Origin of the sequence: Paenibacillus xanthanilyticus, assembly GCF_042682185.1 — a bacterium.
Classification (GTDB): domain Bacteria; phylum Bacillota; class Bacilli; order Paenibacillales; family Paenibacillaceae; genus Paenibacillus_Z; species Paenibacillus_Z xanthanilyticus.
Window position 1 is genome coordinate 617,198 of record NZ_JBHUHA010000002.1, and the last position, 16,565, is coordinate 633,762.

Annotated in this window: 20 protein-coding genes; 8 read left to right on the plus strand and 12 right to left on the minus strand. The window is 59.5% G+C overall.

Annotated elements, in window-relative coordinates; all coding sequences use genetic code 11:
* Positions 1-78: 78 nt before the first annotated feature.
* Entirely contained in the window at positions 79-1,095 is a 1,017-nt protein-coding gene (locus ACFSKT_RS19795; protein WP_377718484.1) for an AraC family transcriptional regulator, read from the minus strand.
* A 125-nt stretch (positions 1,096-1,220) separates the two neighbouring features.
* Here ACFSKT_RS19795 and ACFSKT_RS19800 point away from each other — a divergent pair, with 125 nt between their 5' ends.
* On the plus strand, positions 1,221-1,802 hold the full coding sequence (locus tag ACFSKT_RS19800; protein WP_377718766.1) for an NAD(P)H-dependent oxidoreductase: 582 nt from the start codon (positions 1,221-1,223) through the stop codon (positions 1,800-1,802).
* Between the two features lie 121 nt (positions 1,803-1,923).
* On the opposite strand, the gene ACFSKT_RS19805 is transcribed toward ACFSKT_RS19800, so the two are convergent.
* The 5 genes from ACFSKT_RS19805 to ACFSKT_RS19825 all read right to left on the minus strand — a co-directional run bounded on the left by ACFSKT_RS19805 (position 1,924) and on the right by ACFSKT_RS19825 (position 5,134).
* Positions 1,924-2,853: a hypothetical protein gene (locus ACFSKT_RS19805; RefSeq protein ID WP_377718483.1), complete on the minus strand. Its 930-nt coding sequence runs from the start codon at positions 2,851-2,853 to the stop codon at positions 1,924-1,926.
* A 200-nt stretch (positions 2,854-3,053) separates the two neighbouring features.
* Positions 3,054-3,560 (minus strand): tellurite resistance TerB family protein, encoded by a 507-nt coding sequence (locus tag ACFSKT_RS19810; RefSeq protein ID WP_377718482.1) that lies wholly within the window; start codon positions 3,558-3,560, stop codon positions 3,054-3,056.
* An 85-nt stretch (positions 3,561-3,645) separates the two neighbouring features.
* A complete protein-coding gene (locus ACFSKT_RS19815; RefSeq protein ID WP_377718481.1) occupies positions 3,646-4,026 on the minus strand; it encodes a VOC family protein in 381 nt (126 codons plus the stop codon).
* Positions 4,027-4,047: 21 nt separating this feature from the next.
* A complete protein-coding gene (locus ACFSKT_RS19820) occupies positions 4,048-4,476 on the minus strand; it encodes an SRPBCC domain-containing protein (protein WP_377718765.1) in 429 nt (142 codons plus the stop codon).
* A gap of 55 nt (positions 4,477-4,531) precedes the next feature.
* Positions 4,532-5,134, minus strand: coding sequence for a TetR/AcrR family transcriptional regulator (locus tag ACFSKT_RS19825; RefSeq protein WP_377718480.1), 603 nt, complete (start codon positions 5,132-5,134; stop codon positions 4,532-4,534).
* Between the two features lie 178 nt (positions 5,135-5,312).
* Here ACFSKT_RS19825 and ACFSKT_RS19830 point away from each other — a divergent pair, with 178 nt between their 5' ends.
* The 3 genes from ACFSKT_RS19830 to ACFSKT_RS19840 all read left to right on the plus strand — a co-directional run bounded on the left by ACFSKT_RS19830 (position 5,313) and on the right by ACFSKT_RS19840 (position 7,761).
* Positions 5,313-6,104, plus strand: coding sequence for a MerR family transcriptional regulator (locus ACFSKT_RS19830; RefSeq protein ID WP_377718479.1), 792 nt, complete (start codon positions 5,313-5,315; stop codon positions 6,102-6,104).
* A gap of 107 nt (positions 6,105-6,211) precedes the next feature.
* Positions 6,212-6,751 (plus strand): GNAT family N-acetyltransferase, encoded by a 540-nt coding sequence (locus tag ACFSKT_RS19835; RefSeq protein ID WP_377718478.1) that lies wholly within the window; start codon positions 6,212-6,214, stop codon positions 6,749-6,751.
* Positions 6,748-7,761 (plus strand): alpha/beta hydrolase family protein, encoded by a 1,014-nt coding sequence (locus tag ACFSKT_RS19840; protein ID WP_377718477.1) that lies wholly within the window; start codon positions 6,748-6,750, stop codon positions 7,759-7,761. The genes ACFSKT_RS19835 and ACFSKT_RS19840 overlap by 4 nt, the downstream gene beginning before the upstream one ends.
* Positions 7,762-7,842: 81 nt before the next feature.
* On the opposite strand, the gene ACFSKT_RS19845 is transcribed toward ACFSKT_RS19840, so the two are convergent.
* The 5 genes from ACFSKT_RS19845 to ACFSKT_RS19865 form a co-directional block, all read right to left on the minus strand.
* Positions 7,843-8,709, minus strand: a complete 867-nt coding sequence (locus tag ACFSKT_RS19845) for an AraC family transcriptional regulator (protein WP_377718764.1) — start codon at positions 8,707-8,709, stop codon at positions 7,843-7,845.
* A 78-nt stretch (positions 8,710-8,787) separates the two neighbouring features.
* A complete protein-coding gene (locus ACFSKT_RS19850) occupies positions 8,788-9,291 on the minus strand; it encodes a VanZ family protein (protein ID WP_377718476.1) in 504 nt (167 codons plus the stop codon).
* 16 nt (positions 9,292-9,307) lie between these two features.
* Positions 9,308-10,183, minus strand: a complete 876-nt coding sequence (locus ACFSKT_RS19855; RefSeq protein ID WP_377718475.1) for a M15 family metallopeptidase — start codon at positions 10,181-10,183, stop codon at positions 9,308-9,310.
* A 70-nt stretch (positions 10,184-10,253) separates the two neighbouring features.
* A complete protein-coding gene (locus tag ACFSKT_RS19860) occupies positions 10,254-11,393 on the minus strand; it encodes a HAMP domain-containing sensor histidine kinase (protein ID WP_377718474.1) in 1,140 nt (379 codons plus the stop codon).
* Entirely contained in the window at positions 11,386-12,081 is a 696-nt protein-coding gene (locus ACFSKT_RS19865; RefSeq protein WP_377718473.1) for a response regulator transcription factor, read from the minus strand. Before ACFSKT_RS19865 ends, ACFSKT_RS19860 begins: the two co-directional genes overlap by 8 nt.
* Positions 12,082-12,362: 281 nt before the next feature.
* On the opposite strand from ACFSKT_RS19865, the gene ACFSKT_RS19870 reads away from it, so the two are divergent.
* The 4 genes from ACFSKT_RS19870 (at position 12,363) to ACFSKT_RS19885 (ending at position 15,618) form a co-directional block, all read left to right on the plus strand.
* Positions 12,363-12,509 (plus strand): hypothetical protein, encoded by a 147-nt coding sequence (locus ACFSKT_RS19870; protein WP_377776335.1) that lies wholly within the window; start codon positions 12,363-12,365, stop codon positions 12,507-12,509.
* Positions 12,510-12,696: 187 nt separating this feature from the next.
* Positions 12,697-13,584: an ATP-binding cassette domain-containing protein gene (locus ACFSKT_RS19875; RefSeq protein ID WP_377718472.1), complete on the plus strand. Its 888-nt coding sequence runs from the start codon at positions 12,697-12,699 to the stop codon at positions 13,582-13,584.
* A complete protein-coding gene (locus ACFSKT_RS19880; RefSeq protein ID WP_377718763.1) occupies positions 13,584-14,375 on the plus strand; it encodes an ABC transporter permease in 792 nt (263 codons plus the stop codon). The genes ACFSKT_RS19875 and ACFSKT_RS19880 overlap by 1 nt, the downstream gene beginning before the upstream one ends.
* 52 nt (positions 14,376-14,427) lie before the next feature.
* Positions 14,428-15,618 (plus strand): DUF418 domain-containing protein, encoded by a 1,191-nt coding sequence (locus ACFSKT_RS19885; RefSeq protein ID WP_377718471.1) that lies wholly within the window; start codon positions 14,428-14,430, stop codon positions 15,616-15,618.
* Positions 15,619-15,720: 102 nt separating this feature from the next.
* Here the strand turns inward: ACFSKT_RS19885 and ACFSKT_RS19890 are convergent, their stop codons facing one another.
* Positions 15,721-16,488, minus strand: a complete 768-nt coding sequence (locus ACFSKT_RS19890; RefSeq protein WP_377718470.1) for a TetR/AcrR family transcriptional regulator — start codon at positions 16,486-16,488, stop codon at positions 15,721-15,723.
* Between the last annotated feature and the right edge of the window lie 77 nt (positions 16,489-16,565).

Genomic DNA, 16,565 nt, shown 5'->3' on the forward strand with positions numbered 1-16,565 from the left:
CCCGGCAATCGCGTGCTGCCATACTTACCACCTCCTATGACTACATAATATACCGAATTCGCTAGGCGCGCGCAATTGTCAGTTATCGCCGGCCGCCTGCGCCCGATATTGGCCAGGGGTGAACCCGGTCCACTTCTTGAAGGCGTTCTGGAAGGCGCTCGGCTCCGAGAAATGCAGCGCGTAGGCGATATCTCCCACCGAATAGCCCGGCTTGCGCAAGTACGCGATGGCGAGCTCCCGCCGAACGCTCGCCGACAGCTCCTGATACGAGGTCCCCTCTTCTTTCAGCTTCTGCTGGACCGTTCGCGAGCTCAGGCCAAAATGCTCCGCCGTCTGCTGCAAGCTCGGGAAGCTCGCGGGCATGCAGGCGCCGATCCACTGCTCGGTTCGCTGGGCGAACGATTCCGGCTTGGCCAGTCCCGCCTTCGTCTCCCGGGCGATCCCCTCGAAAATGCCGAGCAGCTTCGCGTCCGCGTACAGAATCGGTGCGTCCAGCACCCCGCGCGGCAGGACCAGCTCGTTGCGCGGCGCGCCGAACGACGGGGTCAGCCCGAATACGCGCGCGTAGGGCGCAAGCTCCGCCGGCGGTTCATGCGTGAATTGAACCCGCAGCAGGGCGAACTGCCGATTCGTAAATTTGCCGATCAACCCATACAACGAGCTGGCCATATCTTCCGCGCAATGCCTGCCCATTCGGCCGGGATGCTCGAGATACATGCCGATGCGCAGTTCATCCCCTTCCGTGGTCCAAGCCAGATTGAAGCCGCAGCACAAAATATCGTTGTACCGGCGATAGGCCGCAAGCGCGCCTTCGACCGTGCGGGAATGCATCATGACGTATCCCAAGATGCCCATATCCGCGAACTCCGTTATTTGCCCCTGATGAAGCCCAAAATGATCATCCCCTGCGTATTGAGCCGCGGCGTTCATAATCCGCTCCAGCTCCGCGCCCGGAATGCGCGCATCCGAATCCTGCAGCAGCCCGGCGTCGAAACCGATGTGCGCGCAGAACGCCTCCCATGCTAACCCTTTATGCATGATGGCCTTCATGACCGGATAAACCATGGCGATCGAAACATCCGGTGTGCCCGACATGATCTGCCTCCTTTGCGCGAAATCGCAGCCCGCTGTGCGTCATTCATCATACCCACGCGGCTGCATTCCTTCTATGCTTATAGCAAGGATAGCATATTGCACGTAACCGAAGGAGGAGGATTATGATGAAGTCCAATATTCTGATCATTAACGGCAACCCCGATGCGCAAAGCTACTGCGCCGCGCTAGCCGGCGCTTATGCCGAAGGGGCCGCCGACAGCCGAGCCGAGGTGCGGCGCCTGGACCTATCCGCCATTCGCTTCGATTTGAACCTGGCTCACGGTTACCGGCAGCGGACCGAGCTGGAGCCGGAACTTGCGGAAGCCCAGGAGCTGATCCGCTGGGCCGACCACCTCGTATTCGTCTACCCGACTTGGTGGGGGGCAATGCCCGCGCTGCTGAAAGGCTTTATCGACCGCGTCTTCCTGCCGGGCTTCGCGTTCAAGTACCGCGACAACTCCCAGCTCTGGGATAAGCTGCTAACCGGCAAAACCGCGCGTTTGATCGTCACCATGGATACGCCGCCTTGGTATAACCGGTGGATCTATCGTCATGCGGGACACCGGGTCATGCGCAATAACATTCTCAAGTTCTGCGGCATCTCGCCCGTGAAGATTACGGAGGTCGGCCCCGTGCGGCCATCAACGGCGGAGCGGCGGAAGAAGTGGCTGGACGAGGCGCGCAAGCTTGGGATGAACCGGGCTTAACGCCAGCGCTGCGCGGAGTGTCGAACCCGAAGCTTTTGTACGCTTGACCGAAAAGCAAAAGGCCGCCTCGCCCCAAGAGTTTGGTGCGTGCGGCCTTATTTGCAAGTTTCGTTACTGCTACTCATTCTTCATCCGCGTTGAACCGGAAGGCGCTCAATAGAAATTCCCCGTCCTTGTAGCCGACGTCTGCTTGGATCTCGCCGAAATATTGGGGCTCGGCCACGTTCTCGATGATAACGCCTATCCCGAATGTCGCGATCAGCTTATTGGCAGACGGCTCGAACCCGACGATCGAACCATATCCTAGCTTCTCGGTCACTTTGCCGTTATAGCCCGTTTGGAAGGACTTCAAACTCACCTTCGTTGTCTCGCCGTTCAGCGTCACATGGCCGAACAACTCGCCCGCTGCTTCGGATGTCTGGAACGTCAATGCGCTGCCGAGCTGTGCGAGGTAGTCTTCACTGGCGAAGATGCGATCCACGAAGGGAGCGGCGCCTTCGGTCGGTTCGGCGGCCTTCGCGCCCCCGCCCTCGAATTCCACGATGTGCAGTTCGTCCACCGATAACCCTGTTCCGGAATCGACGTTCAGCGCGACGGCCAGCTCATCTTCGCCGTCTTGGTCATAATCGCTTGCCTGCAGCCGCGGCAGTATCATTCTTGACGTCGTGTAGGTCCAGTCGAATCGCTGCCGCTTCCCGCCGATTTGAAGCAGTGCGCCTTCCGGTTGAGCCGGCGACAACGTAATGCCTCGCTCCGGAATCGTGACCGACGGAATGTCGATCTCGGCTTCGCCGCCATTCGCTTCCCCAGTTGCCGATTGTTCGTCTAGCGCCTTGACTTGCTCGCTATCCGGCTCAACCGCTTGGCCATTCTCGCCATCCGCGGCCCCTTTTCCAGATGTTGTGCCTCCGCCCGCCGCCTCTGAGTTAAGGGCAGCGTGATTCCCGTCGCTCCCCTGCTTGTCTTGCGTAGCGCATCCCGTTGCCAGCACCGTCGTCGCCGCAAGTCCGATGAGCAGCACGCTTCTACTTGCTTTCCATGTCATCCCCACTTATGTATCTACCTCCAACATGTTCCATCTCCATCATAGACGCCATTCCTTCGAAAAGGTTGCCGAAAGGAAAGCCGCATGCAAGGTAAATCGGCTGGCGTTCTCCCTATAGGCGAGGGTCGTTGATGACGGTGAAACTTCACCTTACGTATGAAAAAACACGCCCCCTACGGAGGCGTGCTTGCAATCGATGCGATGGTTTAGATCCCGAGGCTGACTTGGTAGCCCGGCTGGTTCATCGGGTGGTTCTGATTGATGAATACGGAGCGATCGTTCTTCAGCATGATGACTTCAAAGAACGGCTTGAAGCGTTCTTCCGTAATGTTGAACGCCGTCAGGAATTTGGCGAACAGCTCCTGCTCTTCGCGCTCCGGCTCGCCGTCCGCAAGCGACGAGTCGACCAGGTTCACGAGAATACACATCTTCTGGGCATCCGTCAGGATCGGTGCGGCTTCGCGAAGGAAGGACTCGATGGAATTGGAACGCGTATATTTGAGCGCGCGGTCCAGCAGCGCGCGGTTATTCGCGCCTACGCCGATGACGCCGTTCTTGGATTCGCCGCCGAGCACCGCGAGCAGCTGGCCGATTTCCTCGTTATCCATTTCGCCGTCGGATTTCATCATGTACAGCAGCGAAGTCGCGAATGCGAAATGCGGCGTCATGCCCTCCGTCGATTTATCGCCTTTAAACATATCAAACAAACCCATGGTTCAAAACCTCCCGCAAATGTTAGCCCGGGCTGCCGCCCGGTTCCCTTGTTTACGTACGAGCAGGCCGGACGTTTCACGTTCTTCAGTTCAGCCTGTGCACGACTTCATATTTATTGCCGCAAGGGTCCTCGAAATATACCGCATAATACGTCGGACTGATCGGAAATTGCCGCGGCCCGTCGTTCAACTTGCCGCCGGCCTCTTTCACCAACGCCGCGATCCGGTCAACTTCCTCCCGGTCGGTCGCCCAGAAGCCGATCAGGTTCGCGCACGGCCGATGGTTCGCGTCCTCCGTAATCGCGAAATAGGGGGCGCTTGGCAGCTCCCCTTCGCCTGCGAATACGCGCCAATCCGCGCTATGAAAGGTTCGGGTGAAGCCCAGGGCGGGCAGCAGCTTCTCATAAAACGGCAGCGCCAGCGCCAGACGGTTCACTCGAAGATCGATATGGCTGAATCGGTTCATGGCGAATCTCCTCTCCCTTATTTACGTGGAATCGCTAGCCTTGGCTATCATGACGGCAAGCACATCTTCCCAGACCAACTTCATCTCTTCCCTAAGCTCCGCGCTTACGAGCTGCTCCTGGTGGAAACTGACCGTCGTCCCGCTCTTCGCCGGCAGCAGCCGGATCTGCAAGGTCGACGGCGTCGGCCAAGATGCTCGCTTCCAGCGCAGGCGCAGCTGCTCGAACGGCTTCACGACGCGAAGCTCGCCGCTAATGCCAGCCGCGGACGCGAACGTCTCGCCGGCTTGGAGTCGCGGCGGCTCCACCTCGCCAAGCCACAGCCGCACTCCTTCTCGCGACGTCAGGAACGCCCACGCCTGCTCCTGCGACCACGGCAGCGTTCGGCGAACGCCGATCTGATATCCGCTTGCCGCGGTCAAGCCGACCTTGCCTTCTCTCGAATGCCCCATCCCCATTATCGTCGTCAGCCCCCCTCATCACCGATCGTCTTTGCGCTTCGCTTGCTTATGCTCCTCCGACTCGCGGCGTCCATGCCCGCACGAACGTTTCCACGCCGCCGGCGATGACGGCCTCGGATTGACGATCGGCGATCGGCGTCGCGACGAATAGTCCCGCCATAAACGCCCCGTAATTCATAAACATGAACGCCATTGCTTGCGCTTGCACATCCATCTCGATGACGGCTTCCCGCTGTCGCATGTCCGCCAAATACCCGGTCAGCAGTTCCAGCAGCTTCCGCGGATGCTGCTGCGCCCGTTCCCGGATGTCGGTCAGATCGTCGTCCTTCAGCACGATCAGAAACAGATGCCGGTTACGGTTCATGATGTCGTGATACAAGCGGCTGATCCGGTGCAAGTCAGGCCCTAAATCCCACGCGATGGCATCGCGGAAGAAGAGCTCCATCTCGGCCGCGTAATGATGACGGTCGACCGCCTGGTCCAATAAATTCTTCTTGCTGCCGAATTGGCGAAACAGCGTCATTTCGCTGACGCCGGCCGCGGCCGCGATTTCCTTCGTCGATACGCCCTTATACCCTCGGGCGGCCATCAGTTCGATGGCGGCTGTCATTAGCCGCTCTTTGCTGCTTCCGTTATGCGATGCTGCCATATTCTCACGCTCATTCTCGGATGATAGTTAGTGATCACTAACATTTTATGATTTCAGCTTACCTTTTCCATCCATTCTTGTCAATCGTTCTTTCTCTTGCGCACGCTATTGACCTTGGGTCAGACCTAAGGTTTATAGTTAACGTTAACGCCGCAAGAGAAGAAAGGAGCTGGATCGTTTGCATACCCATCTCACGATCAGCGAACTCGCTAGACTGATGGATGTCTCCGTCCACCAAATCCGTTATTTCGAAGAGAAAGGCATTTTGAACCCCGCTTTTACCGGCGACAATCAATATCGCATGTACGGGATCGAAGAAATTTACCGCTTGTCTCATATTTTGCTGCTGCGCGAGCTCGAGGTTCCGGTCGGCGATATTCAGGTTGCCCTTGCTTCCTACGCGCCGGAAGATTACGAAGCGCTCCTTAACCGGTCCATGGCGCGTATCGCGGCCGAGATCGATCGGCTTCACCAGCTCCGCGACTTCACCGGCCGGCTGTTGGATCGACGGGCGATATGGTCGCATACGGCTAAAGACGCCTGCTGCGAAATCAAGATGCTCGAGACGCGGCGGCTAACTCGTTGGATTCCGCTTCCCGATAAGGAAACGCTGCACGCCCGCCATCTCGCGGAACGGAAGCCTAGTCAAGGCGGTCTGTTCAAGTCCGATTTGCACTTCGTCTACGGAATGGAAGAAGAGAGCGCGCTCTACATCGTGACCGCGCCCGGCGAGAAGGCGGATCTGGTGCTAGAGGCTGGCGAGTACCTTGTGAGTTGGACGTCGCTTGCGGATGACGACGAGTTGGAACGCGAAATCGAAAATCTACTCCGCCAAGCCGAGCAATGGGTACTGGAACGTTCGGGACCGGTGGTCGTGATCGAAGATTCGTACATGTCCATGTTCGATAATGGCAAGCTCCTCTACGAAATTCAGTTTGCCGTGAACCGGACCAGGGCAGTCGGCGTATGATGGAACGCCTGCCCATCAGGATTGTCCCCATACGCCCGGAGAACCAACGGGAGGCGTGCCGTCTGATTGCATCGTCATTCCGCCGCAAATTCCAAGCGCTCTTGCCTGTGGGAGAGGTTCGGATCGGTGACGTGCTCGCCGCGTGGATGTCCGTGAAGGCGGAATGCATCGGGACGCCGCACATGGTCGCCCTTCTTCATGACGAAGTGATCGGTTCGATCGCCTTAACTCAGGCCGGCGGCTCTGCCGGTTCCGATCGGCGTTGGGTAGGAACACTAGCCGGGCTGAGGCGAGAGTATGGCTTGCTGCGCGCCTGCAAATTCGCCGCGGGCATGTCTTTGCTTCACTATGCGCCGAAGCCAGGCGAATGCTACATCGACCATCTCGCCGTAAGTGCGCGCCATCGTAATTGGGGAATCGGCAGCCGGCTCCTTTCTTGGGCGCAGCAATATGTCCAAGACTGCCCGGATCTGAAGCGGCTGTCGCTTCACGTCGCGGGTTCGAATAAGGGCGCGTCCCGGCTGTACGAACGCCACGGTTTCGCGACGCTGCGCGAATCGGCAAGCTGGACGAGCGAATGGATTCTGAAAGAAAGCCGCTGGCGCTATATGGCATGGGAAGTGCATGGATCTGGGGACTCGGAATGATCCGGCAACGGCTGCGATGGGCCGCAACTCTCCTATCATTGGCGATCGCGGCCGCCGTCCTGCTCATCGTCTGGCAGCACGACTTCGAGATGGTCGAGCAGCCGGTCGCCATTCCAACGAAAGAAGGCGTGCTGCGCGGCATATTGACAATGCCCGAGAAGCCGATCGGCAAGGTCGGTCTCGTCGTTTTCGTCCACGGCGACGGCCCTGCCGACGCGTCCTACGACGGGTTTTACAAGCCGCTATGGGAGGCATTCGCGAAAGCCGGTTACGCGTCCTTATCGTTAAGCAAACCCGGCATTGGCGGCTCCGACGGCAGCTGGCTAAACCAAAGCATGGAAGATCGCGCGGAGGAAACGCTGCAGGCCCTTCGGTGGGCGAAGCGACAGGCGATATTCGATGCCCGCCGAATCGGCTTATGGGGCGCCAGCCAAGCCGGATGGGTGATTCCGTCCGTCGTCGAACAGGACCGGGAGATCGCGTTCAGCATCCTAGTCGCACCCGCGATCAACTGGCTTTCTCAAGGCGCGTATCATACCCGTCAACAAATGAAACGCGACGGATTCGCGGAGGCCGACATCCGCGAACGGCTTGCTTTGGAGGAACGCGTCAACCTGCTGCTCCAAAAAGGCGCGTCCTATGAGGCGTACGCGCGGATCGTCAAGCACGGCACGCGCATGACCCGGGAACGCTGGCAATTTGTCGCGCGAAATTTTCGCTCGGATGCCACGCCCAGCCTCTCTTCCTTTCGCAGCCCCGTTCATCTCGTGCTTGGCGGGCAAGATCTGAACGTGGATGTCGCGGAGACCGAGCGCGTCTACCGGCAGCGCGTTGCTCCCGGATTGCTGTCCGTCACGCGCCTGCCGGAAGCGGACCATGCCATGCTGACAAGCGCGAACGCGGCGTCAGAGCTGCGGGCGACCTTCTATGCGGTGTTCTTTCCCCGGAAGCTGTTCGATCCCGGTTACTTCGATGACCTGGCTAGCTTCGTGCAGCGCATAGGCGAGTAGAATGGACAAAAAGCGGCTTCCCGCGCTGTGATGCGCGAGAGCCGCTAAATTATGCCTTATTCTCAGCCGGTGATACCGCTCCTAAGCTTGCCGTTTCCGCACCGGAATCCAAATTTCACTGCGATAATCCGGCCGCGACGTGTCCGGCGACTCGTTCCAGAGCAGCTCCGGTCCTCCCGTTTGTTCGTAGCCCGCGCCCGCGGATGGGAACCACTCCGAATAGATGCGTCCCCATACCGATTGGAGCGTCTGCGGGAACGGACCGACGGCGGTGAACACCGCCCAAGCGGAAGCCTCGACTTCCAGGCTCGCCAATCCTTCCGGCGCCGGCTGCGTCGTCGCGGTCCCGATATAGTGATCCAGCTCGCCCTTCTCTTCCATGCGCCCTTCGGAGAAATTCACCGAGGCATTGATCATGCCTGCAGGCTCCGTATCTGACAGCCCCTTGATCGTCGCGATCAACTCCGGCGTCAGCGTACCCGCCAGCTCCGCGATCGCCGGATTCACCCCTTCGAACACGATCGGCACCCGCCGCGTCACGCCGACGACCCGAAAGGCGTCCTTCTCCACAATGCGATATTCCATTTCGTTTCCTCCCCTAACCGTTAGTTGAAAGGTCATGCGCGGGAACGCTTTGAGCGTCCGGCCCTGCTTGCGGGCTTCGGACGGCGTCGCCCCGTGCAGCTGCGCGAAAGCGCGAGTGAACGAATCGGGCGATTCATAGCCGTATTTGAGCGCGACGTCGAGGATGCGGACCGCCTCATCCTGCAGCTCCACCGCCGCCAGCGTCAGCCTGCGGCGCCGGACGTATTCCGACAACGGGATGCCCGCGAGCGCCGAGAACATCCGCTTGAAATGATGCTCCGAGCAATGCGCTCGCCGGGCAGCCTCCTTGTAATCGATCTCCTCCGTCAAATGCGCTTCGATATACGTCAGCGCCTCATTCATCGTCTCCAGCACGTGTTCGCGCCTCCTTTCACGTATACCGTACCATGGTTGCCGCCGGACCTGCCCGACATTCGGTGTTCAATGCTGCAGGGTAAACAGCCGATATCCCGCATAGCCGAGCAAGCCACCCAGCGTATTGAGGATCAGATCGTCCACATCGAAGGTCCCCATGGAGAACACGATCTGCGCGCACTCGAGCGACAGACTGACCAGGAACGGAACCACGATCGCGCCAAGCCACTTCATCCGAGTAAGCAAGCCGACGAATGCGCCGAGCGGGGCGAAGATCGCGATGTTGCCGAATAGATTCACCGCATCGTTGCGATTGGACAATCGCTGCAAATTCCGCGTAATCGACTCGAGCGGCGTAAAGTTGCCGAAGCTGAGCCTGTGCAGCGCGTGCTCCGGGTTGTCCACCGCAAGCTGGAGCTGGCGACCGAGCACCGCGGCGTCCACCGTACCGTATTTGAACAAAATGACTTTAACGAGACCATACCCGTAAATGAGAAATAACGCAAACCAAAATAGCTTTTTCGCGCTTTTGCCGATACTCACGACACTTACCGTTCTTGCGTTCTCCATCTGTTTCGCTCCTCCTTTATTGCAGCCGCGACGTGATGACGACGCCGCCCTGGTTGTCTCCGGATAGTTCCACTTCGGCATCTGCAGGTACCCGCGCGGTTGCATGACCGGGTACATCGACGGCCTGAATCTCATACCGTTCGCCGTTCGCCTCCGATTGGATGATGCCCTTCTTCCGTAGAAATGCCGAATATTCTTCCAACGCCAAATCGTTCTCTTCCATGATCAGGCTGTGCGGCAATCCGACGTAGCGAAAATGCCACGGCTCGTACTGAATGCCGGTCACCTCCGTCTTGTCCTTCGGATAACGGAGGATGAAGCCGTGCTCCGCGGCATGACGGATAAGCCATTGTCCCTCTGGCAAGCCGCCCATCTCCCCCAGCGTCGATCCGACATCGAGCGACAGTCCGGTATTATGCTCGCTGCGGCCGGGCGGCAGTGCGTATTCCGCGCCTTTCTCTTCGTACATCCGGCGCTGCTCGGCCTCGTCCCGGTATCCGCTGCTGATGCGAAAATGAGTGACCCCGTCCTCGGCCGCCGCGTCGACCATGTCGCGGAACCGTTCCGCCACGCCGGCGGAAAGCCGCGTGTCCGCCTCTAACAATCCATAGCCTTCGATTAATTCGGGATGCGCCGCTAACGCGACGATATCGGGCAGAACGCCCTCTTCGCGAACCGGGTGCGCCGCATTCACGAGGATCAGGCTGCCGCCGTATGTCTGCGCTTCCGTCAGCTCGATCGCCCGCCCGCCGCCGTTCGCCTCCGCTGCCGTGATCGTCGAACGATCCCCCTCCCCGTACGCGCGGCCCGCGCTTTCTCCCTCTTGCTCGCGCTGGATATAGGAATTGCCGATCAACACGGCAAGCAACAACAAAACAACCCACTTCTTCACCAAACTCTCTCCTTTAACCGTCTGTCCTTAAGGTTAATGAAAAGTGTTTAAATCGAAAGTGGGTTGTTGTTTAAATTTTTCTTAAATTGGTTCCGCTGGATCCGCTTGGGCTTTCCTCCCGCTTCAGCGGCAGCCTCACCTCGAACGAGGTCTGCGTCACGTCGCTATGGGCCGCGATGCTGCCGCCGTGGCGCTCGACGATGTTCTTCGCGATGAACAAGCCAAGCCCGGTGCTTCCGCCCTGATGGGTGCGCGCCCGGTCTCCCGTATAGAACATATCGAACAGAAACGGCAGCTCGTGTTCCGGAATATGATTGCCGTAATTCGTCACGCGCACCGTTACCGCCTCCGGATCCGTCTCGCAGGCGATATCGATGAACCGTCCGTCCGTTCCGTAGCGCGCCGCGTTCGACAGCAGGTTCTCGAACACCCGCGCGAGCATCGCCCCGTCGCCGCTTACCATGACGCGCGCAGGTACCGTCAGCCGGGCAGACAAGCCGCCGTTCTCGAAGATGGGAACCATCTCCTCGGCCATCTGGTACAGCAGCTCGCTCAGATCGACCGGCTGCCGCTCGATATCGAGCATGCCGTAGTTCATTTTCGTAATCTCGAACAGCTCTTCGATCAATCGCTCCAGCCGCCGGGACTTGGTATACGCGATCATCGCGTAGTGCTTGGCCTGCTCGGGCGGAAGCTGCTCGTTCTTCAGGATATAATCCAAATACCCGAGCACCGACGTCAGCGGCGTTCGCAAATCATGCGCCAAGTTGAGCACAAGCTGGTCCTTGCTGGTCTCCGCGAAGTCGCCTCGCTCGATGGCGTTCTTCAGCTTCTCGCCCGCCCGGTTGATGTCCTCGGCGATCGTCTGGAACTCGTCGCCCGAATCAATCTCCACGCGCGTCGCGAAGTCGCCGCCGGCCAGCCGACGGATGCCGCTCGAGATTTTTTCGAAATAGGCCGCATATGGCTTGGACAAAAGGTAAAAGAATAAGACCGCCAGCGGAATGAAGACGACCATGAACGTGTTAACGTCGCCGACCTCGCTCATGAACCGGCGAAGCCGCACGATCGGGTCTTCCGCGAATACGTGCTCGTGATAATAGCTTTGCAGCCCTTTGTAGAGCAAATACGTGAGCAGGCCGGAGAGCAGCATGCTCAGCCCGAACAACCCGAGCATTTTGGACCGAAAGCTGCGTCTGGATTTAACCATTGAACGTGTACCCTACTCCCCATACCGTCTTAATGAACTTGTCCTTGTCTTCGCCCAGCTTCTTGCGCAGCGTCCGGATATGCACCATGACGGTGTTGCCGCTTCCGCTCTCATAATAGGCATCTCCCCACACCTGCTGGAAAATATGCTCCGCGCTGAACACGCTGTTCGGATGACCGGCCAGCAAGCACAGAATATCGAACTCCTTGGGCGTGAGGATGACCAGTTCGCCGTATAAGACGACGGTCCGCTTGTCCGGGTCGATCACGAGGCCGCCCGATTCGATCATCGTCTTCGTACCGGCCGGCGGCGCGTTCAAGTGCAGCGCGCGGCGCAGCTGGGCGTTCACCCGGGCGACCAGCTCGAGCGGGTTGAACGGCTTGGTCATATAATCGTCGGCGCCCATCACGAGGCCGGTGATTTTGTCGAGGTCCGACGCCTTCGCGCTGAGGAAAATGATCGGGAACCGATAACGCTCCCGAATTTGCCGCGTCAATTCATGGCCGTCCAGCTTCGGCATCATAATGTCCAGAATGGCCAAATCGATCGGATGCGCAAGCACCGCCTGCAGCGCGGCCGCGCCGTCGTTTGCCTTGATGGCCTGATAGCCTTCCTGCTCGATGTGCATCGCGATGAGGTCCGCGATCTCGGGCTCGTCATCGGCGATTAATATCGTCACGCGTTTCATGCGGCGAACAGCTCCTTACAACGTGATGCGGCTGTGGCCGCTCTTATGGGCGGCACAGCGCGTTTTATACTTTAGAATAACAAAATAGCATCGTCTATCCATACATCTTAACGGAAAAGGCAGTACCGCTCAACGGGCGATCCCCATGAACCCAAGCGTAAACGACCGGCATCGTCCGCCGAACAAAGCGCGGCGCAACCGGCGCTATTACCCATATGGGGGATGGTCAGTCCAACTGCGATCTGATACGATCGGGGTATCGGATAGGGAGGTGCAGTAAGTTGGATCACAACAACCTGAAGCCTGACGATCAAGAACAAGCAGGCAGCGCGCAGGAAACGGAGCTCACCGATTTGCCGGAGGAGCTGGACGAAACGGAACGCCAGAACGTCCAAGGCGGCGGTCGTCGCCGTGGGCCGCTCTCCTAGTTGACCAGACCGCAGACAAAATGATGGAACCCGCGACGCCGATGCGTCGCGGGTTTCTTTTCTTTGCATGAAGACGTGATGGGGAGAGGACGAGTCACCCGAAATTATCGTTGCGCTTTTACTGTTTATTATATACACTGTTTATAAAATATACTGTTTATATTATAAACAGAAAGAGGTGCCGACGATGCATGCTAACGCGATTGAAATTCGTAATCTGCACAAAAGCTTCGGGAACCACCATGTGCTCAAAGGCCTTGATCTCGACGTGCCCGCCGGCTCGATCTTCGCCTTGCTCGGTCCGAACGGGGCCGGTAAAACGACGCTGATCCACATCCTCGCGACGCTGGTCATCCCGGATCAGGGAACGGCGCGCGTAGCGGGAGCGGATACCGTTCGCCAGAAGAACGACGTCAAGCGCGCGATCAGCCTAACCGGTCAATTCGCCGCCGTGGACGACGCGCTGACCGGCGAGGAGAATCTCATCATGATCGGCCGCTTATCCGGTCTAAGCTCCGCCGAGGCGAAGACGCGAGCGGCCGAACTGTCCGTGCAGTTCGAGCTGAACGGGGCTTCCCGCAAGCGGGTCAAAACCTATTCGGGCGGCATGCGGCGCCGCCTCGACCTGGCTGTCAGTCTGATCTCGCCGCGTCCGATTCTATTTCTCGACGAGCCCACGACCGGACTGGATACCTCCAGCCGCCGCGCCTTGTGGGACATCATCCTTCGTCTGGCGAAGCAAGGCATCACCGTGTTTCTGACGACGCAGTATTTGGAAGAAGCCGATCAGCTCGCCGATCGCGTCGCCGTCCTCAGCGACGGGCGCATCATCGCGGCCGGATCGCCGGCCGAGCTGAAGACGCGCGTCGGCGGCGAGGTGATCGAGCTTGTGAACGCGAACGATGAGGTCGTGCACGTCGTTTCGACGAGCGGCCGGATCGCCGACGTGCAGCGCCAGCTAGCCGAGTTCCTGCCGTCCTTGCCGCCCGAGACGCGCGTCCGGCTGCGCACACCGAGCATGGACGACGTCTTCGTTGCCTTGACCGCCATGCCCAAGGAGGCCGTATCCGTATGATGAACATCCAACCGCAAGCCCAAGCCAAGACGCCTTCGCTGCTGGCCACGAACGCCGTCTTCATCGGCCGCAGCATGCGTCTTACGCTTCGCAATTCCGAAGCCTTAATTATGGCTATTATGCTGCCCACGATTCTTATGCTCCTGTTTACGTACGTTTTTGGCGGCGCGATCGACCGGAGCGGCGATTACGTGAATTACGTCGTGCCCGGCATTATCCTGCTGTGCGCCGGCTTCGGCTCCTCGAGCACCGCGGTGGACGTCGCCCACGATATGACCTCCGGCATCATCGGCCGGTTCCGGACGATGCCGATCGTCAGCATGAGCGTCGTGACGGGGCATGTCGTCGCAAGCCTTGTCCGCAACCTGTTGGCGACCGGCATCGTCATCGGCGTCGCCCTGCTCGTCGGCTTCGAGCCGAACGCGGGCACAGCCGAGTGGCTGCTTGCGATCGGCATGGTCAGCTTGTTCATCTTCGCCCTCACCTGGGCGTACGCCGCCATCGGTCTCGTGGCCGGCAGTCCTGCAGCCGCGAGCGGTTACGGCTTCGCCCTGCTGTTCCTCCCTTACCTCTCGAGCGCGTTCGTGTCGACTGACACGATGCCCGCCTGGCTGCAGGGCGTGGCGGAACATCAGCCGATCACGCCCATCATCGAGACGCTAAGAGCGCTTCTGACCGGCACGCCGATCGGCAATCAGGCTTGGCTGGCGGTCGGCTGGTGCGCGCTCATCCTGCTGATCTCGCTAATCTGGGCCGCCTGGGCGTTCCGTCGGAAGGCCGGCGCCAGATAGATTGCCCCGACGTATGCGGCGAACCCTAATCTGATAGCGGGAGGCTGAGAGCATGACACATGCGAAACGCGCTGCAAGGCCGAGGCCGGCATTAAGCGGTCCGACTTCTCCGGACGGACGTTTGCTGGCGCCCGATCTTGGCCGCGGCTTCATGCTGCTGCTCATCGTAATCGCTCATGTTCCGATGTACGTCCATTCCTCCGGCATGACCTTCATTAGCAGGCCGATCGGAGAGCATGTCCTGGACGACATCGTCAATTTCTTCGGACTGCTGCTCGTCGATAATCGCTCGTATCCGCTCTTTGCCGGACTATTCGGCTACGGCTTGGCGCTCATGGTATCCCGGCAGCTCGCCGCAGGCGTGCCAGAGCACGAGGCGCGCCGCTCGCTGCGCCGCCGCTCGTGGCTGCTGATCGCGTTCGGCTTCGTACACTTCGTCTTCATCGGAGGCGCCGATGTACTCGGGCTCTACGGCGTGACCGGCCTGCTGTTCGGCAGACTGCTGTTCCGATCCGAACAAGCCAAGCGGCGGGCAATCTTCTGGACCGGTCTGGCCTACCTCGTCATCATTCCGGTCACCTGGGTGTGGATCATGCCGATCTCGGCGGGCGAGTCCTTCATCAACTCGCATTCGCCCACCTACGCCCAGATGGTCGCGGATCATGCGATCGCTTACCCGTTCGTCATTTTGGTCCAAATGTCGCTTTTCCCGATGGTGCTCCCCGTACTGCTGGGCCTATGGCTATCCGGGAAGAAGTGGATCGAACGGCCGGAAGCGCACCGGTCGCAGCTGAAAAGGATCGCGTTCGGCGGCATCGGCCTCTCCGCAGCCGGTGCGCTTCCGCTGGCGCTGGCGGGCGCGCGGCTGTGGGATGCGCCCGCCGCCGCGCTCGACTGGAGCGTCGCGCTTAGCCTGCTCAGCGGAATCACCGGGGGGTTCGGCTACTTAGCCCTCATTGCCCTTCTCAGCCTATCCGCACGCCGCATGGTTCCGAGACTCACGCTTTTTTTGGCCGCCATTGGGAAGCGTTCGCTTACGTTCTATCTGTATCAAGAAGCGGTGGTCGTGCTGCTGCTATCGCCCGTCGCGTTCGGCTTCGGAGCTCGCATCGGCGGCGCCGGCGCCTTCTCGCTTGCCGTCCTCGTCTGGCTGACCGGGGGATGCCTGGCAGTCTGGCTGGAGAGACGAGGCCGTCCCGGTCCAGCGGATGCGCTATTGCGAAGGCTGGTATACCGCAAGTGAACGAGTAGCTACGGCAAGCATGGGAATAGAAGCTCGCCATAAGCGCCATAAAAAACAAAAGGCAGCTTGTTCTCCGCAATTGCGGGAACATGCTGCCTTTATTCACGTTTTGCCTGCCATATAATGCTCGATGCCGTCCAGAATCCGCGCCAGCCCGAAATCGAAATCGTCCAAGATCTCATCCGCGGCTTCATCCGTGCCCGTGTACGCGCCGGAGACCAGCAGCGGCCGCAAATCCGGGAAGCGCTCCGCCGTCACCAGCTCGCTGAGTGCGCCCAGGAACGGCGCGCCGCTGAACGAAGCCGACGTCATCCCCGCCTTGAGCGCCCGGTTGAAATCCCGCTGCAAGATGCCGCATGCCCGCGCGTAGCTGCTCAGCAGCAGGATGACGGACATTTTCTCGGCATCGGTCAAGGGAAGCCCGCGCATGATGCGCAGCGCGCTGTCGACCACCTTCAAATTGTTCGGGGTAATCGGCGCGCCGGTAATCGGAATATCGCTAAACCAGGGACGGTCTTGGTAGAGCTGAATCATCGCTTCCACATAAATGCGCAAGCCCTCCCGCCAGGGCATCCCTTCATCGATCCGTTCCTCAATCCCCAGCTCGCACACCGCGTCCTGCATGAGCAGCAGCAGATCTTCTTTGCTCGGGATATACCGGTAAAGCGACATCGCCGTAAAGCCGAGGGACGACGCCACCCGGTTCATGGATACGGCGGTCAGCCCTTCTGCATCCGCGATCGCGATCGCGGCGTCCACGATCTGCTTGACGTTCATCTCCCGCTTCGGTCCGCGCTGCGGCTCCTTGACAATGCCCCAGCTGAGCGCCACGCCGCGCGGCAGCTCGTCTTGCCTCGTTTCCTCGTCCATTCCGTTCCTCCTGCAGCCTATGCCGTCATGCTGCCCCGCATAATTGTGTATTGTATAAACAGTATTATAGCACAACG